Consider the following 17499-nt stretch of genomic DNA (forward strand, 5'->3'; position numbering starts at 1 on the left):
TATTTAATTGAGCGGGTCTGTAGATTGTTGCAGCTGCATGGCCAGCGCACGGGAGGCTTCGGTGTTCATGGCCAGCAGGTTGGCAATGATCTGTGCTTTTTCACCCGCGGTATATGGCCGCTCCGCGGTGACGGCGGCCACCGGGAAGCCTGCCTGCGCCAGCAACTGGTCTGTCCATTCATTGCGCAGCGCATCAATGACCAGGTGCACCCTGCTTACCGGGCTGTTATTCTTCACGGAGTGTGGCAGGTCAAAGTTGGCATACCAGCATTCTCCGGCCTGCATAGGCAGTACTACCCCATCCACTACAAAATGCACCTCCGGATGGGTAATAACGGGTACGTGTAAACGAAGAAAGCCGTGTGCATAACCCGTGTGTTGATCACGGTGGGTGTGGATGCTGCTGCCGGGGGCCAGTGCCAGCAGGCGCACTGTTTCCAGGGGGCATTGAAAAAAGGAAAGCACTTCCCTGAAGTAATCACACTGGCCCAGCAGGGGGGTATTGGCCCAGGTGCTGGCCCCCGGGTGGGCATATACATCATTTGCCGCCCCGGTGGCAGAGCGCAGGGCAATGCAGGTCCAGCTGCCGGCATAGTCCCACTGGTTATAGTGCAGGGGCCATTGCAAGGCTACGCAGCGGGCCAGGTCGGCTTGCAGGCGTACAGGATCAAAGGAGCAGGGGAGCTGGATAAAGCGGCTTTCCATAGGCGGAGTTTTGCGCATGTGCCGCAAATATACGGGAGTGATGTGTGCGCAAGAAATTATTTGAATATCTAAAATGTTTTCTATATTTGCGGCATAAGGAACATGGATAGCATATATCGTAAATCCTTACTTATCCATTATTTTTTTAGCCTAAGGAAGTATACACTGACTGTATTTGTCGCGGTGGATTGTTATCTACACATTACCATTTTACCAGAAATCTGTAGACGCTGTGAGTAAATAGCACAGCCGAATGCACACCAACTGTAGTCTCCAACAACCTCAATTTTAACCTTATTGCATTGATGTAATCTTAATGATGCCCGGCATAGACCGGCGCAGTTTTTTTCCTGCCCGGTGTGGCAGGGAGTATCGTTTATTTATGTAAATCGTAGGGCCGTTATTATCACTGAATACATTCCATTCATTTCCTTTATACCAGCAAATCACGTTGCAGACCTTATTTACTATACTATGAGTCAATACCAAAGGAGAGCATTCCTGCGCCAGATGTCTATGCTGGCAGCTACTTTCAGTATACTTCCCGCGGGGATGGTCCGGGCGGCGTCTAAACTTCGTATAGGCGTTATCGGTAGTGGCGCCTGGGGGCTGCAGTATCTGTCACTTGCGGCGCAGCACCCGGATGTATCGGTCCGTGCGTTGTGTGAGCCGGACGCAGACCGGCGCCGGCAGGCATTATCACTTTGCGCGTTGCCGCCTGATATTTATACGCACTGGCAGCAATTGATAGCATGTCCCCATATTGATGCGGTGCTGATTGCCACGCCCTGGCAATGGCATGGTGTGATGGCGCTGGCGGCCCTGAAAGCGGGCAAGCACGTGCTGTGCGGAACGGTGGCTGCTACCACCCCGGAGGGGCATGGTGCCTTGTTGCGGGCCAGTCTTGAAAGCGGCCGGCAATACATTACGCTTAATGAAACAGACTTCCATGCCGATCAACTGGCTGTAGGTGCCATGGTAAAAGAAGGACTGTTTGGAGAAATACACGAAGTGCGTACCGGTGTACACTGTGCGCAGTTACCCGGTGATGTGTATGCCTTGCAGGGGGCCAGCAGTGTGCTTTCCATGCTGGGGGTGAATGCGGAAAATCCCTTTACCCGCTTATCCCTGCGCCGCGAAAAAATGGAATGCCTGGTGAACAGGAAAGACCGGCGTGGAGTAGACCAGCTGGTGCTGGCCAGGCAGGAGTTGCCTGTGATGGAAGTGCTTACCGCCAAACAACAGACCCTGGTGCTTCAAATGCCGCACCCGCGGAAAAGCGTGGTGGCCATTGGGTTTCAACTGAAGGGGAGTGAAGGCCGCTGGTTGGAAGGGCCCCGGGTGTTACAACGTACCGCCGCATTGCCGCAACATCATTGGGAGCCGGGCAGGCCTTACCTGGAGCAATACCGGAATGACGGCAACGTTGCGGAAACTGTTTTCGGCCATGCTATTGCTGCCCTGCAAGCGGGAAGGGGCACGGCCCCTATGGTGTATGACGCCATCGCCTTGAGCCGCCTGCAGGCCGTGGCCCGCCGCGCTGCCAGGCAGGGACAGGATGCGGTGGAATTGCAGGCTTGGGGTATAGTTTAGCAAATAACAAAAAATTAACCACCGGATAAAACCACGTTGTTATCTTCTGTGTTGTTGTTTTACCCATGTGGCCATTCCCGCAAAGCAGTCGTATTTAATGTCGCCCTTATCGAATCAATTATTTTATAACCCTTATTTAAATCACGTTTCCTCATGGACACTCCATTTCTTGCAATGATTATGATTTTTGCCGGCAATTTTGCGCCACGTGGCTGGGCGCTTTGCTGGGGGCAGATAATGTCCATCGCCCAGAATACAGCGCTGTTTTCCCTGCTGGGTACCACTTATGGGGGTGACGGGCAAGTAACGTTTGGATTGCCGGACCTGAGGGGCCGCATGCCCATAGGCCAGGGGCAGGGACCAGGTTTACCGCTCGTCAATTTAGGAGAAGTAGCCGGAACGCCCACCACTACCTTGCTTACCACTAACATGCCCATGCATAATCATACCGGTGTGATCGCGGCCGGTGGCCAGGCCATCATGCCTGCCACTGCACAAGCGGGTACCAGCGCGGTGCCGGGCAATACCCTGGCAGCTGCCAAGCTGCCCACCATTGGCAGCGGGCCTACCGCCCAGGCCATCAAAGGTTATGGCACTTCAGACGGTACCACTACGTTGGCTCCCGGTACTATCAGTGGTAATGTGACCATTGGCATCGCCGGTGGCAGCCAGCCTTTTAGCATTATGAACCCTTATCTGGGCATCAACTATTGCGTTGCATTGGAAGGTATTTTCCCCAGTCGCAATTAATTAAGCTCCTGTAGTATATGCGCCCCTTGAAAATCGGTTTCCTGACGCCTTATTCCGGGATCTATCCTTTTTACTCCGCCCACCTGTGCACAGGCTGGATGCTGGGTATGGGACTGGATCCTGCGCGTCAGCAAAGTGTTGTATTTACAGCAGCGTTCACGCAGTTGGGCGGCCCGCAGGTCACTGCAGATGCCGCCCGCAAACTGCAGTTCTTTGACCAGGTAGATGTGCTTTCGGGGCTGGTAAGCTATAAGTCGGTAGCCCACCTGATTCCTGTGGTGGACAGTGGTCACAAGCCTGCTTTTTTCTTTGATATGGGAGAATATGTTCCCCATTTCCCGCAGCTGCACCCGGATATTTTCTGGGCCTCCCACCAGCTCTGGCAATCAGAGTATGCGCTGGGCTATTGGGCCCAGCAGCGCTTTGGCAGCGGTGGCCACCTGGTAATGCCCGTGTACGAGGCAGGGTACCATCTGGGCAATACTTTCCAGCAGGGAATTGAAGCCGCCGGCGGCAAAGACCTGCATGTAACAATACTGCCTTATGACCAGCGCACACCCACTGACATGCGGCTGGACCTTGTGTTTGATACCTTGAAGGAACAGGCGCCCCCTTATGTGCACGCCGTACTTTGCGGGCAGTTTGGCAACCGTTTCCTCCGGGCGTGGGTGGAATATGGAATGCATAAAAAATTTCCCCTGCTTATCAATGAAACCATGACTTACGATGATGTACTGCAAGACGTGCAACACATTGACATGGAACTTTACACCGCAATGATGTGGAACCGGGAAGATGAGCGTAAGGAAAACAAAAAGTTTGTGAAAACCTTTGAAACAGTAACCAAACAGCCGGCCAATATTTTTGGATTGATGGGATACGAGGCCGGGTTGCTTTGGAAAGAACTGTTGACACCCGCCCGTAAAGGCGACTGGGATTATGTGAAGGCCCGGATACGGGAAGCCGTGATCAAAGGCCCCCGCGGGGATAAAAATTTTTATCCTTTGTCCGGTTTTGCACTGCCCCAGGCAGATATTATGAAGATCCGCACCTCGAACAATAAAATACAAAAAATCATTATCGACCAGGGTAATGGCATGCACTTCAATGCACCTGCATTTGAAGCGATCCACCGGGATTGTATTTCCGGCTGGCAAAACCCTTTTCTCTGTGTTTAATACGTCCCGCTTATGCGTACATTTTTTACCCCGCTAAAAACCCTGCTGCTCATTCTCAGCCTGCTGCTTGGAAGTATACAGGCGCAGGCCCAGTTATTTACTGATGCACAGCTGGAACATAACGACCGTGACCGCTACACCGCCATCACAAGGGATAATGCAGGCAATATTTATGTAGTACGGCCCAGCGGCGCTGCAGGTACTGCCTATGAAGTAGCCAAGTATACTAACGGCCAGGGTACGCCCACCGTTATCTTCAGCGGGCTTACCGCCGATCCTCCTAATTTGTCTTATCCATACGGGATCACGGTAGATGGCCAGGGAAATGTTTTTGTAGTGGATGGTAATCTTACCGGGGCATTATCCCAGGGGCAGATCTGGAAGCTGGCACCGGGCGGCGGTGGCTCCTATTCAGCCAATGTATTTGTGCATGATAACTACTATACCGCTATTGCACATGACGGGCAGGATAATATTTACACCATGGAGTACGATGCTACTACAAGCCTCTATGGTGTGGCTAAGTATACAGCCGGCAGCACAACGCGTACCATGCTCTGGTCTGGTCTTACCCCCGTTAACCCGTCCAACCCGTGGGGACTGGTGGTAGACGATCTTTCCAATATCTATTTTACTACCTTCCTGGAAGGCGGTGGAAGCTATGACGTGGGTGGCGACATCGTAAAACTGGCCCCGCCTTACAACAGCCCGGTGAAACTGCAACACGGCAATGGCTATACGGCCCTGGCGCTTGATGGTTCCAATAACCTTTATACACTGGAATATGATGCAGGCCTTACCAGTTATGATGTGCGCAAATACACGAACCCAGTTACAGCCAATGCACCTGGGACGGTAATTTATAATAATCTCATCCTCAATGCAGGAGATCCTTTTACTTACCCGCTGGGCCTTGCCGTCCAGGACAACGGCGCGATCTACACCGCCGATGTTTTTGAAGACAATACCAATAATATTTTCAGGGGACAGCTTCACCGGCTTACTGCACCCACTACTACAGTAAGTTCCATTACCCGCATCGGAACATCCCCCACCAATACCAGTTCACCCGCTTACACCGTTACTTTCAGCAGCACCGCCACCGGGGCAAATGCCAGTAACTTTACCACTACCACAACGGGTACTGCCAGCGTTGGCAGCATTACCGTAACGCCGGTAAACAGCACCACTTATACTGTTACTGCCAACGGGGTAACCGGTGATGGTACCCTGCGCCTGAATATGACGAATAACAACGGCATGGGCTATACGGTGACCAACCTGCCATTTACAACGGGAGAGGTGTACACTATTGATAAAACAGCGCCTACAGCGTCCCTGAACATTAACAGCGGCGCAGCGTATACCCAAACCACGGGTGTAACATTAACGGCATCTGCCACGGATGCCAGTACACCCCTGCAGATGCGCTTCTCCCCGGACAATGCAACCTGGAGCGCCTATGAACCGTTTGCGACTACGAAAGCTTATACGCTGCCTGCGGGAGATGGTGTGAAGAATGTATATATGCAGGTGCTGGATGCCGCCGGCAACGTAGCCACGGTATCAGATGATATTACACTGGATGCCACGGCACCTACTTTTAGTTTTACTGCTACGCCTGCCGCTATTACCAGCAGCAGTACGGCTTCCTTCATGTTTACAGCCAGCGAGCCGAATTGCACCTTCGCAGTAAGCCTGGATGGCGGTCCTTTCGTACCAGCTACCAGCCCCTTAACACTTACTGGCCTGGCAGATGGCCCGCATACACTGGTGGGCAAGGCCACAGATCCCGCGGGCAACACTGGTAACATCAATACATTCAACTGGACCATCGATACCCATGCCCCCACGCTGGTGAGTATTACACCGCCTGCGGATGGGTATTACCGCGCCGGGACGAACCTGTCGTTTACGATCCAGTATAGTGAAAATGTAACGGTAACCGGTACGCCCTTCCTGCAACTGGACCTGGGCGGTGTAACCCGCAATGCCAGCTACACCGGCGGCTCCGGTACCAATACCCTCACCTTCCAGTATGCCGTGGTAAATGGTGATGCAGACAATGATGGTATCGGCATTACACCCGCCATACAGCTCAATGGCGGTACCATCCAGGACCAGGTGAGCCTGGACGCAGCCACCGCATTTACAGCCCCTGCTCTTACGAACGTGCGTGTGAAGACAAGCATTCCCACCGTATCAGTGACCATGGCTGATCCCTCACCCGTTAATCATGCCTTCACCGTTACCTTTACTTTCTCCGACCCGGTAACAGGTTTTGATAACAGCGACTTGACAACATCTGCACTGGTTATCACCCCGGTTACTTCTGCCGACGGTGGCATCATCTGGACAGCTACCGTAACACCCTCCGTGCAAGGCGCTGGCAGCATCGTTGTGCCGGCCAATGTGGCGGTGGACCTGGCAGGAAATGGCAACCAGTCCGGCTCCCTGAATTTTGATTATGATAATATAGCACCCGCGCTCAATGGGGTAACTACCCCCGGCGGCACTTATAAGGCCGGTAATACCATCACATTTACGGCTGCCTATAGTGAACCGGTGACCGTGACGGGTACACCTTACATCAGCCTTGAAATAGGCGCCACTACCCGCCAGGCTGCCTACAGCGGCGGCTCCGGTACCAGCACGCTTACCTTTAGTTATACTGTGGTTAATGGCGACCTGGACCTGGATGGCCCAACGGCCAACCCTGCAGGCATCCAGCTGAATGGAGGAACAATCCGGGATGCAGCACAGAATGATGGTGGCCTGGCATTCGCCAATACCTACAGCAACGTGCTGATAGACGCCGTGGCGCCCACTGTTACTTCCGTGGACGTACCGGCCACCGGCTACTATAAAGCCGGGCAGGCACTGACCTTCACCGCGCACATGAGTGAAAATGTAACGGTGACCGGTACACCTTCCATTAATATTGATCTGGGCGGTGTAACCCGGCAGGCCATGTTTACCGGCGGTTCTGGTTCCAATGCGCTTACGTTTACTTATACCGTAGCAGCAGGAGACAATGATGCTGACGGCATTACAGCAGACGGCAACCTGCAGCTGAATGGTGGTACCGTGCAGGATGGTGCAGGCAATGATGCTGCGCTGGCCCTGAATAACATGGGCAGTACCAACCTTGTATTTGTAGATACCAATGCGCCGGGCGTAACGCTGACTTCCGCCACCGCAGATCCAACCAACGGGAATATCACCGTAACGGCCACTTTCACAGAAGCAGTGAACAATCTTGGGGCGGCCGGTGTTGCCGTTACCAATGGTACGGTGTCCGTACTGAGTGGCAGTGGTACTAACTGGTCCTTCACCGTGATCCCTGCTGCAGATGGCAATGTATCCATTACCCTGAACGCCGGCGCCGCACAGGATAATGCAGGCAATGACAATACTGTTTCCAATATCCTCAGTTACGTTTACGACCACACCGCGCCCGTGGTAAGCAGTGTAAGTGTACCGGCAAATGGCTATTATCAGGCCGGCCAGGCGCTCACCTTCACCGTACACTTCTCTGAAAATGTAACGGCCACCGGTGTACCTCAACTGCCCATTACCATTGGCACTACCACGGTGAATGCAGCTTACACCGGCGGCACCGGGTCACAAGATCTAACTTTTACGTATACCACTGTAGCCGGCGACAACGACCGGGACGGTATCGCCCTGGGCAGTGCCCTGGTGCTGAACGGCGGCTCCATCAAAGATGCCGCGGGCAATGACGCCACGCTCACGCTGAATAGTGTTGCATCCACTTCCATGGTGTTCATCATTACCACACCTCCTACAGTAACCAGCGTAGAAGTGCCTGCAGATGGCAGCTACAATGCAACAAGGGTGCTCACTTTCAAGGTGCATTTCTCTGACTTTGTAAGTGTTAGCGGCACACCGACGTTACCCGTCACTATTGGCACCAACACGGTAAATGCAAACTATTTAAGTGGTACAGGCAGCAATATCCTGGTCTTTACTTACCAGGTGGTTACCGGCGACAATGACAATGACGGCATTGCCCTGGGCAGCGCGCTGGAACTGAATGGCGGTGCCATCCTGGATATTGCCAACAATGCAGCTGACCTCAGGCTGAACAATGTGCCTTCCACTACCGGTGTACTGGTAGATGCAATTGCTCCCACCGTAACATTGACACCCGCACCCACCGGGCCGGTGAATCACAGCATTGCGCTCACTGCCACCTTCAGTGAACCGGTAACCGGCTTCACCACCGCTGGTGTAACAGTAACAAATGGCGCTGTGAGCAGTATCACCGGCAGTGGTACCACTTATACGGTCAACATTACGCCCACGGCAGACGGTAACGTGACCGCTACCGTAAGTGCCGGCGCCGCAGAGGATGCCGCAACCAACAGCAACACAGTATCCAACACACTGACCTATGTATATGACGGCACCGCACCGGCACCGCCCGTGATCACGGGTGTGGCAGGGGCCAACCCGTCGAACGTAGCGGTGAATACGATCAAAGGCACGGCGGAGGCCAATGCAATGATCACCCTTACCCAGGATGGTACAGCCATTACCCCGTTCAGTGCAGATGCCCTGGGCAACTGGAGCTACACTACCGGCAACCTGGTAAGCGGTACTTATAACTTCACCGCCACCGCCACGGATGCCGCCGGCAATACCAGCGGTGTAAGTAATCTTTATGCGCTGGTGGTAGACTATGTAACACCCACGGTGATGAACGTAGCGGTGCCCACGACGGGTAGCTACAAAGCAGGCAGTTTGCTCACCTTCATCGTATCGTTCAATAAAGCCCTGAACGTAACCGGCACACCGCAGCTGCCCATCACCATTGGCAGCAGCAATGTAAATGCGGATTATGTAAGTGGCTCCGGCACGATGTACCTTACCTTCCGGTACACGGTGGTAGCAGGTGACAATGATAACGATGGTATTACAGTAGGCAGCGCATTGGCGCTGAACGGGGGCACGATCATAGATGCCGCTTCCAACCTAGCAGACCTTATGCTGCATATGGTGGATCCGACTAACAATGTGCTGGTAGACACCCGGGTCCCGGATGTAACCCTGGCGCCCAATGCCACCGGGCCGGTGAAGACGAACATTAATATCAATATCACGTTCACAGAACCGGCGAACAATTTCACGGCTGGCGGCATTACCGTAAGCAATGGCGCTGTGCTGAATTTCAGCGGCAGCGGGGCAACGTATACTGCCACCATTGCCCCGGCAGCAGATGGTAATGTAACGATGCAGGTAAATGCAGGTGTAGCCCAGGATGCAGCGGGCAATGACAACAATGCTTCTAACCAGCTGGTCTACAGCTATGACCATACAGCACCTGCTGCGCCGGTGATCGTTGCCGCAACCGGCGGCAACCCGTCACATACTGCGATCAATACCCTGTCCGGTGCCGCAGAGCCCAATAGTACCGTGACACTCACACAAAACGGCGCGGTGGCGGGCTCTGTTACGGCGAATGCCGGTGGCAACTGGTCTTACACCACCGCCGGCCTGGCAGATGGCACTTATAATTTTACCGCCAACGCCACCGACGACGCCGGCAACACCAGTGTAGCAAGCAATCCTTACAGCCTGGTGGTAGACCTGACGGCACCGGTAGTGAGCAGCGTGGCAGCGCCCGCAGCGGGCAGCTACAAGGCAGGTACTACCCAGACCTTCACCGTGCATTTCAGCGAACCGGTGACTGTAACCGGCCAGCCGCAGCTGGCATACACCATTGGCAGCAGTACGGTAAATGCCGGCTACGTAAGTGGCAGCGGCAGCACAGATCTCGTATTCACCTACACCGTGGTAGCGGGCGATAATGACAATGATGGTATTACCCTGGGCACCCTCTCGCTCAATGGTGGCACCATAACAGACAATGCTGGCAATAATGCGGATCTTACCCTGCATGGCGTGGGTAACACCACCCAGGTGCTGGTGGATACCCAGGCGCCGGATGTGACATTGAGCACTGCCGCCGTTTCACCGGTGAACCATGCATTCACCATCACGGTTGCATTTACTGAACCGGTGAACGCCCTGAGCCTGAACCTGCACAATGCTACAGCCGGTACCGTCACTACTACAGACAACAAGACCTTCACCGTGGTGATCATCCCCACGGCGGATGGTACGGTGACCGCGCAGGTAGATGCCGGCGCATCGCAGGATGCAGCAGGCAACAACAATACGGCCTCCAATATATTGACCCTCGTTTACGACGCCACTGCACCCACCATTACCGCGGTGGGCGTACCGGCGCCGAAGACATATGTAGCGGCAGAAAACCTCGACTTCACTGTGACCTTCAACAGTGATGTGATCATTACCGGTGCGCCCACGCTGAACATCGTGGTGGGAAGCAGCACCAGGCAGGCGGCCCTGCAAACCAGTACGGCATCCACCGCTACTTTCCGCTACACCGTACAGCCGGGCGATGCAGATGCAGACGGCATTACCCTGCCGGCAGCCCTCAGTCTTAATGGTGGCAGCATAGCAGATGCCGCCGGCAACCCGGCAGACCCTACCCTGCATGGTGCCGGCACTACCACGGGTGTGAAGGTGGACGCCGTACCGCCGGTGATCACGGCGGCACAAAGCTTCACCGCCATTACAGAAAGCCCCGTGGGCACCAGCATTGGTACCCTGGCGGGTAATGATCCGGGTGGCAACGGTACCCTGCAGCACTGGACCCTCACCGGCGATGACGCCGCAGGCGTGGGCCTCGCAGCCTTCCAGCTGAATGCCACTACTGGTGTGCTTTCCGTAAAGAACACCACGGTGCTGAACCAGCATGTGAATGAAACCATCACCCTGCAGGTGACGGTATCTGATGGCTACAACACCAGCGCGGTGCAAACGGTAGCGGTGCTCATTAAGCCCAAGTTCCTGGCACCCACAGACATTACCCTGAGCAACAATGCCGTGAATGAACGCGCACCGCTGCATACCGCGGTGGGTACATTTACCACGGTAACGGCACAGCCCAATGTTACTTTCACCTACACCTTTGCCGGCGGGGCGGATGACGCTGCCTTCACGATCAGTGGGGACCAGCTGCAAACCAATACCACCTTGGACTACGCCACCAGGCCGGTTTACCATATCCGCATCCGCAGCACGGATAGTAACGCGCAGTTTACAGAGAAAGACTTCACCATCAACGTGAACTTTGTGAACCAGCCACCGGTGATCAATACCATCCCGAACCAGGCTGTCTGCGCCACCACTACGCCGCAAACCGTGGCGGTAAGCGGTATCTCCGCGGTGGAAGCCGGGCAGACCTATACCCTGGCCGTAAGTGCTAACCGCAACTACTTTGACGCCCTTACCATCACAGACGATGGCAGCGGTAAAGCCACCATCCACTACACTGAAAAAGCGGATGTAAGCGGCAGCGTACAAGTGACCGTGGTGGTGAAAGACAATGGCGGCCAGGCCAATGGTGGTAAGGACACCCGCAGCACCAGCTTCGCCATTAACATTGCCGCACCGCCGGTAGTGACCATCACCAGCGATGTGGGCCTCTCCATTAACAAGGGCGATTATGTGCACCTGGAAGCCAATGCAGACCAGGCCACCAGCTACAGTTGGATAGGTACTACAGAGATCATCAGCGGACAGCAAACCGCCACCATTTATGTAAGACCGCTCTCTGACGCCACCTACACCGTAACGGTGACCAATGACCAGGGTTGCAGCAACACCGCCTCCGTGAACCTGCAGGTATCACCGGAAGCGAAACAAAATGCCGCCAACATCCTGACGCCCAACGGTGATGGCCAGAACGACCACTGGATAGTGAAGAACATAGACCTGTTCCCGGATAACGAGGTGAAGATCTTTGACCGGAGCGGCCGCCTGGTGTACACCAAGAAAGGCTACACCAACGACTGGACAGGCACCGTAAACGGTCAGCCCCTGGCAGAAGGCACTTACTATTATATCATTGATTACGGTAACGGCCAGCCGGTGGCGAAAGGATACATCACCATTGTCCGCGATAAGTATTAATAACGTTCACGATTATACGTAGTAGCATGAAAAAGACATTTTCCGGTACCAGCGTAAGACAGGCCCGCACCACCCTGCGGGCGGCGGGAAGATTATTGGTTGTACTGGCCCTGGTAACAGGCTGCCCGGGACTGGCCGGGCAGGCATGGGCGCAGGTGGCCGGTACCACGCCGGCTTTGCTGGAGCCTTCTGCCACCCAGTACTTCCAGAACCAGTACCTGGCCAACCCGGCCATGGCAGGCCTGGACACAGGATTGCATATCAACGCTGCCTACCGCCGCCAGTGGTCAGATGTGCAGGGATCTCCCACTACCAAATTCCTTACGGCAGATTATTACGCCGGCGCCAGGGTAGGGGTGGGGCTGAATATCTTCAACGACCAGGCAGGCCTTATCCAGCGCACCCGCGTGGGTGGTTCTTACGCTTACCATCTGCCCCTGGCGGGTGATGGGGTGAAGAAGCTGCACTTTGGTCTTACCCTGGCCTTCAACACAGCCTACATTGACCGTAAGAACATCAATGGGGATAATTCAGACCCGTCCATCGGCCGCTTTAACCAGCGGGATAATTACTTTGAAGCAGAGTACGGGATGGCCTACACCGATAAGCACCTGACCATTCAGGGTTCGCTGCCAAACGTGTTCAGCCTTTTTAAGAAAGAACCTAACGACGCCGTAAATGGAGGAACGATCTACTACACTGCCATCGGCTACCGCTTCCTGGGCGGCGATGCCGTAAGTTCCGTGGAGCCCAAGATCGCCTACCGGGGCGTGCAGGGATATGATAACATCTGGGACTTTGGCGCTAATGTGGAGTTCCTGCACAACGTGTTCAGCGTGACAGGCCTCTATCACACCACCAAGAGCTTCACGGCGGGCGTGGGTTTCCAGTATAAGAACCTGCTCCGCCTGCAGGGCTATTACACCTCGCAGACCGGTGGTATCAAAACCTACGTGGATGGCACCTACGAGGTAGCACTGCTTATCAACCTCTTTAACTAGTGATCACAATTTGATTACAAGAAACGCCGCGTGTTTGCGGCGTTTTTTTTGTGCCATACAGCAGGCGAAAAAGTACCGTGTAACACGGATGGTTTCGGTGGTTTCGCCAGCTACGCATCCTGCACACGGGCCTTATTAGCCTGTACACCGTGCTTTGTGCAATTTCCCCCCGGCACGAAACTTAATCATTCCTGTCTTTTAATCTCATTTTAATGTACATTAGCAATACATAACGTGTGCAAAACCTCCCGGTGCTTTCACGGCACTTCAGAATATGCACAGAATCATTTGCTTGTTTACGTCTTTCATGCCATTGCTATTCTTTCTCCGCAAATTGTACTAAGGACAGTTTTATAATGGATAACCGTATTGTTGCAGGTCTTAGACACGACCGTTTTTTGTGGATAGCCCTTTTTTTCGTTACCCTGCTCCGGTTGGTGTTTATTCCGCTCATGGGCATGATGCCGCAGGACGCGTACTATTTTTTCTACAGTCAACACCTTTCCCTTTCTTACTTTGATCATCCGCCAGCCATTGCCTGGATGCTGCGCATTTTTACCACCGTGTTCGGGCGGCATGTGTTTGCGCTGAAGCTGGCAGACAGCGTGGTCACCGCGCTTACCGTGGTAATGTTTTACCAGCTGGCAGGCTTGTTCCTGTCCAGGGCACGCCAGCAGCGGGCAGTAATACTCCTGCTGTCCACGCTCATGGTCACGATCCTTGGCCTGGTTTCCACGCCGGATATTCCCTTGCTGCTCATGTGGACCATTGCGCTGCGTTTTCTTTACTACGCTGTTTTTGACAACCACAAGTGGAGCTGGATAGGCGCAGGAGTGTTCATGGGGCTTGCGTTTGACAGTAAATACACCGCCGTGCTGCTGCCGGCAGGATTGCTGATCTTCCTGGTCTTATCAAAGCCCCACCGGCGTTGGCTTTTAAGCGGCTGGTACTGGGCCAGTATGCTTTGTTTTGTGATCATGACACTGCCGGTGGTGATCTGGAACGTGCGGAATGGTTTTGCGTCCTTCCGCTTCCAGTCTGCCTCGCGTATGCAGGATGCCAGCCATGGCATTACATTTAATCCGTTGGATTTCCTGGGCGTGGTGGGGCACCAGTCTGCGTTGCTGCTGCCGGTCTTGTTTTTCTTTTTATTGTTGTTATGTTGGAAAACGGCCCGACGCATGTTTACCCGCTGGAAAAAGATATCTGCGGAACAGTTATTCCTGCTGAGTTTTTTTGCACCTACCTTCTTTGGTTTCTTCGCGCTGTCGCCCATTTATTGGGTGAAGCTGAACTGGATGATGCCCGCCTATATTACAGGCCTGATCTGGGTAAGCATATATTTTCCCTGGAAGTGGCTGCGGGCGCAGTATTGGGTATCCATCGTGGTGCATGTGGCCCTGGCAGTTGAAGTATTGTTCTACGTGGTGCCTGTGCGCTCTGATGATACCTGGGTGGGCTGGAAAACCTTGTCCCATGAAATGCAGGTGCTCACAAACCAGCACCCGGATTATTTTGTTTTTTCTGCGGATGATTACAAGACCTCCGCGGTCCTCAACTTCTACCTGCGCGATGATGTGTATGGAGAAAACATTCTGCACCGCCCGGCCCTGGAGTTTGACTTCATTGGCACGGAGCTGGACGACCTGGCAGGCCGCAATGCTTTCTTTGTAGACTCTAACAACAATGGCGACAGGCCTGTGCCCGATACTGTTTATTATCCTGTAGCCCTCCACAAATATTTTGACAGTGTAAAACCATTGAAGCAGATCCGCATTATACGGGGCGGCACAGTGGTGCGCACCTTCATGGTGTATGAGTGCCTTGGATATAAGCCGAGAGAATAATGGATTTGCAGCCTTTTACGCTTCCTGTAAGGCCAGTAGCGCCAGCCGGATCTCATCGTAAGATACCGCGCCCCTGAAATGCTCGTAATAAGGTTTCAGTTTATCTGTAAGGCCCAGTTGTGCATACACGGGCCGCATGCGCAGCAGCAGGTCCGGCGCCACCAGGTCGCGGAAGCTGACTTCCTTTCCTTTTTCCGCCCAGTGTTGCAGGTGCTGGATGATGGTGCTTTGGGTAAGGCCACGCTGCTCTGCTATTTCCGCTACGTTGAGGCCACGCTCGTACAGGTCCCAGGTTTCTGAATAGGTATCTTTTTTATTGTACTTGTACATGAAGTCCTGGATGGCATGGGTGAAGCGTTCCCCGTATCTGGCGGCTTTGGCGTCGCCCACACCGGGTATGCGCTTCAGAGCGCTCATGTTCACCGGCATCTGGGCCGCCATTTCCTTCAGCGTGTTATCATTAAAGATCACGTAAGCCGGCATGTTCTCTTCCTTGGCAATGCCGTAACGCAGCTTGCGCAGCTGTTCAAACAACTGTTCATCCGCCGTCATTTCCGACTTCAGTTTCTTTTCACGTCCCTGCTTTTCTTTGGCCGCGGGCTTGGCGCTGGGTGTAAAGTCCACCGGGCGGGTGAGTTGTACCGGGCGTTTTTCTGCCAGGATGGTTTTGCCAAAGTCCGTCACCTTCAGGGTGAAGTTCTCATCGTAGGCTATTTCAATGATGCCCTGGTCCAGCAGCTGCAGGATGTATTGCTGCCAGTCGCGGTTACTGATATCGGCGCCCGCGCCATAGGTCTTTATTTTATCATAACCCGCTTGCAGGATGTCTGCCCGGTGGGAGCCGCGCAGTACGTCTATCAGCATTTGGCTGCCCACGCGCTCGTTGAGGCGCAGCAGGGCGCTCAGTGCTTTTTGGGTAAGCACAGTGCCATCGAAGAAGGAGCGGGGATTGGCGCATACATCGCAGTTGTTGCACTGCTGCTCCAGGGTCTCGCCAAAATAGGAGAGCAGCACTTTACGCCGGCAGGTATTGGCCTCCGCATACTGGCGCATGCGGTTCAGTTTTTCCATGTTCATCTCCTGCTGGCCGCTTTCCTGGGCAAAGCGGGTGAGCATATTCAGGTCGCCCATGTTGAAGTACAGGATGGTATCGCTGGACACACCATCGCGCCCTGCGCGCCCTATTTCCTGGTAATACCCTTCCATATTGCGGGGCAGGTTGTAGTGGATCACCCAGCGCACATTGCTTTTGTCTATGCCCATGCCAAAGGCAATGGTAGCGCACATCACCTGCAAGCGGTCGTTGATGAAGTCCTGCTGGGCCGTGTCCCGGGCATCCGGGGCCATACCCGCGTGGTAGTAACCCACGGAAATGCCCTGTCGGCCCAGGGTTTGGTTCAGGTCTGCCGCCACTTCCTCGCAGGTTTTACGGCTCATGCAGTAAATAATGCCGCTGTCTTTGGGCCGGGCCAGGATAAAGGCGCGGATTTCCTCCATTTTGTCTTTCTTCTGTACGTTGCTGCGCACCTGGAGACTGAGGTTAGGCCGGTCAAAGGAAGCGACAAATACATTAGCCTGCGGCAATGCCAGCTGGGCCAGGATGTCTTTGCGCGTTGTTTTATCTGCCGTGGCGGTGAGGGCCACGATGGGTGTTTTAGGAAAATGCGTTTTCAACGAAGCCAGTTGCGTGTATTCCGGGCGGAAGTCGTGCCCCCACTGGGAAATACAGTGGGCTTCGTCTATGGCAATGAGGCTTACGGGCAGGGTAGGGAGGAAGGAGCGCAGCTCTGTTTGCAGGCGCTCCGGCGAAACATAGAGCAACTTGATCCGCCCTTGTACGCATTCATGCTTGATCCATTGTTCCTCGTCCATCCCGATGGTGCTGTTCAGGTAAGCGGCGCCTATGCCGTTTGCCTGGAGGGCAGTCACCTGGTCTTTCATGAGGGCAATGAGGGGAGAGATCACGATGGTAAGGCCGGGGAATACCAGGGCAGGCACCTGGTAGCAGATGGATTTGCCTCCGCCGGTGGGCATGAGCACCAGCACGTCCTGCTGCTGGAGGAGCTTTTCAATGATCTCTTCCTGCAGCGGCCGGAATTGTGCGTAGCCAAAGTAATGTTTTAAAACCGTCTTCGCCTGTTCTATTGTTCCATTTTCCTGCATAGTGTTAACAAACATAGGAAATTTTTTAAGAATGCCCGGCGAGGGAAAGGCCCTGTGGTAAAGGAGCTTTTGCGCCGGGCGTTGCTGGCTTTTTGTAAGTGGGTCGCGCGGGATGGAAGGTGCTGCGGAAAAGGATCTTTGGTGCTTCGCATCGCACGGTTTATGTAAGCATACCCTGCGGAGACGAAGCCCCTGCTGCAAAAGTCCTTTCCTCCGCGCATCGCGGTTTATGTA

Annotated in this window: 8 protein-coding genes; 6 read left to right on the plus strand and 2 right to left on the minus strand. The window is 54.1% G+C overall.

All coding sequences use genetic code 11. The features are described 5' to 3' along the window. Positions 1 to 3 precede the first annotated feature (3 nt). Positions 4 to 705 carry an aspartyl/asparaginyl beta-hydroxylase domain-containing protein gene (locus tag DCC81_RS19535; protein WP_205686389.1) on the minus strand — a complete coding sequence of 234 codons (702 nt, stop codon included), beginning with the start codon at positions 703 to 705 and terminating at the stop codon, positions 4 to 6. A 474-nt stretch (positions 706 to 1179) separates the two neighbouring features. On the opposite strand from DCC81_RS19535, the gene DCC81_RS19540 reads away from it, so the two are divergent. The 6 genes from DCC81_RS19540 (at position 1180) to DCC81_RS19565 (ending at position 15102) form a co-directional block, all read left to right on the plus strand. After that, a complete protein-coding gene (locus DCC81_RS19540) occupies positions 1180 to 2298 on the plus strand; it encodes a Gfo/Idh/MocA family protein (RefSeq protein ID WP_108688375.1) in 1119 nt (372 codons plus the stop codon). A 174-nt stretch (positions 2299 to 2472) separates the two neighbouring features. Continuing rightward, on the plus strand, positions 2473 to 3048 hold the full coding sequence (locus DCC81_RS19545) for a phage tail protein (protein ID WP_240613030.1): 576 nt from the start codon (positions 2473 to 2475) through the stop codon (positions 3046 to 3048). Positions 3049 to 3065: 17 nt separating this feature from the next. After that, complete coding sequence (locus DCC81_RS19550) at positions 3066 to 4226, plus strand: ABC transporter substrate-binding protein (protein ID WP_108688377.1); 1161 nt, start codon at positions 3066 to 3068, stop codon at positions 4224 to 4226. Between the two features lie 12 nt (positions 4227 to 4238). Then, positions 4239 to 12254, plus strand: coding sequence for an Ig-like domain-containing protein (locus DCC81_RS19555; RefSeq protein WP_108688378.1), 8016 nt, complete (start codon positions 4239 to 4241; stop codon positions 12252 to 12254). Between the two features lie 26 nt (positions 12255 to 12280). Further along, a complete protein-coding gene (locus DCC81_RS19560) occupies positions 12281 to 13255 on the plus strand; it encodes a PorP/SprF family type IX secretion system membrane protein (protein WP_108688379.1) in 975 nt (324 codons plus the stop codon). Positions 13256 to 13653: 398 nt separating this feature from the next. Further along, positions 13654 to 15102, plus strand: coding sequence for an ArnT family glycosyltransferase (locus DCC81_RS19565; protein WP_165806662.1), 1449 nt, complete (start codon positions 13654 to 13656; stop codon positions 15100 to 15102). Between the two features lie 15 nt (positions 15103 to 15117). Here DCC81_RS19565 and recQ read toward each other — a convergent pair whose 3' ends face one another. Further along, positions 15118 to 17280, minus strand: coding sequence for a DNA helicase RecQ (recQ, locus tag DCC81_RS19570; RefSeq protein ID WP_205686390.1), 2163 nt, complete (start codon positions 17278 to 17280; stop codon positions 15118 to 15120). Between the last annotated feature and the right edge of the window lie 219 nt (positions 17281 to 17499).

The sequence above is a fragment of the Chitinophaga parva genome (genome assembly GCF_003071345.1).
In the GTDB taxonomy this organism is placed as follows: Bacteria; Bacteroidota; Bacteroidia; order Chitinophagales; family Chitinophagaceae; genus Chitinophaga; species Chitinophaga parva.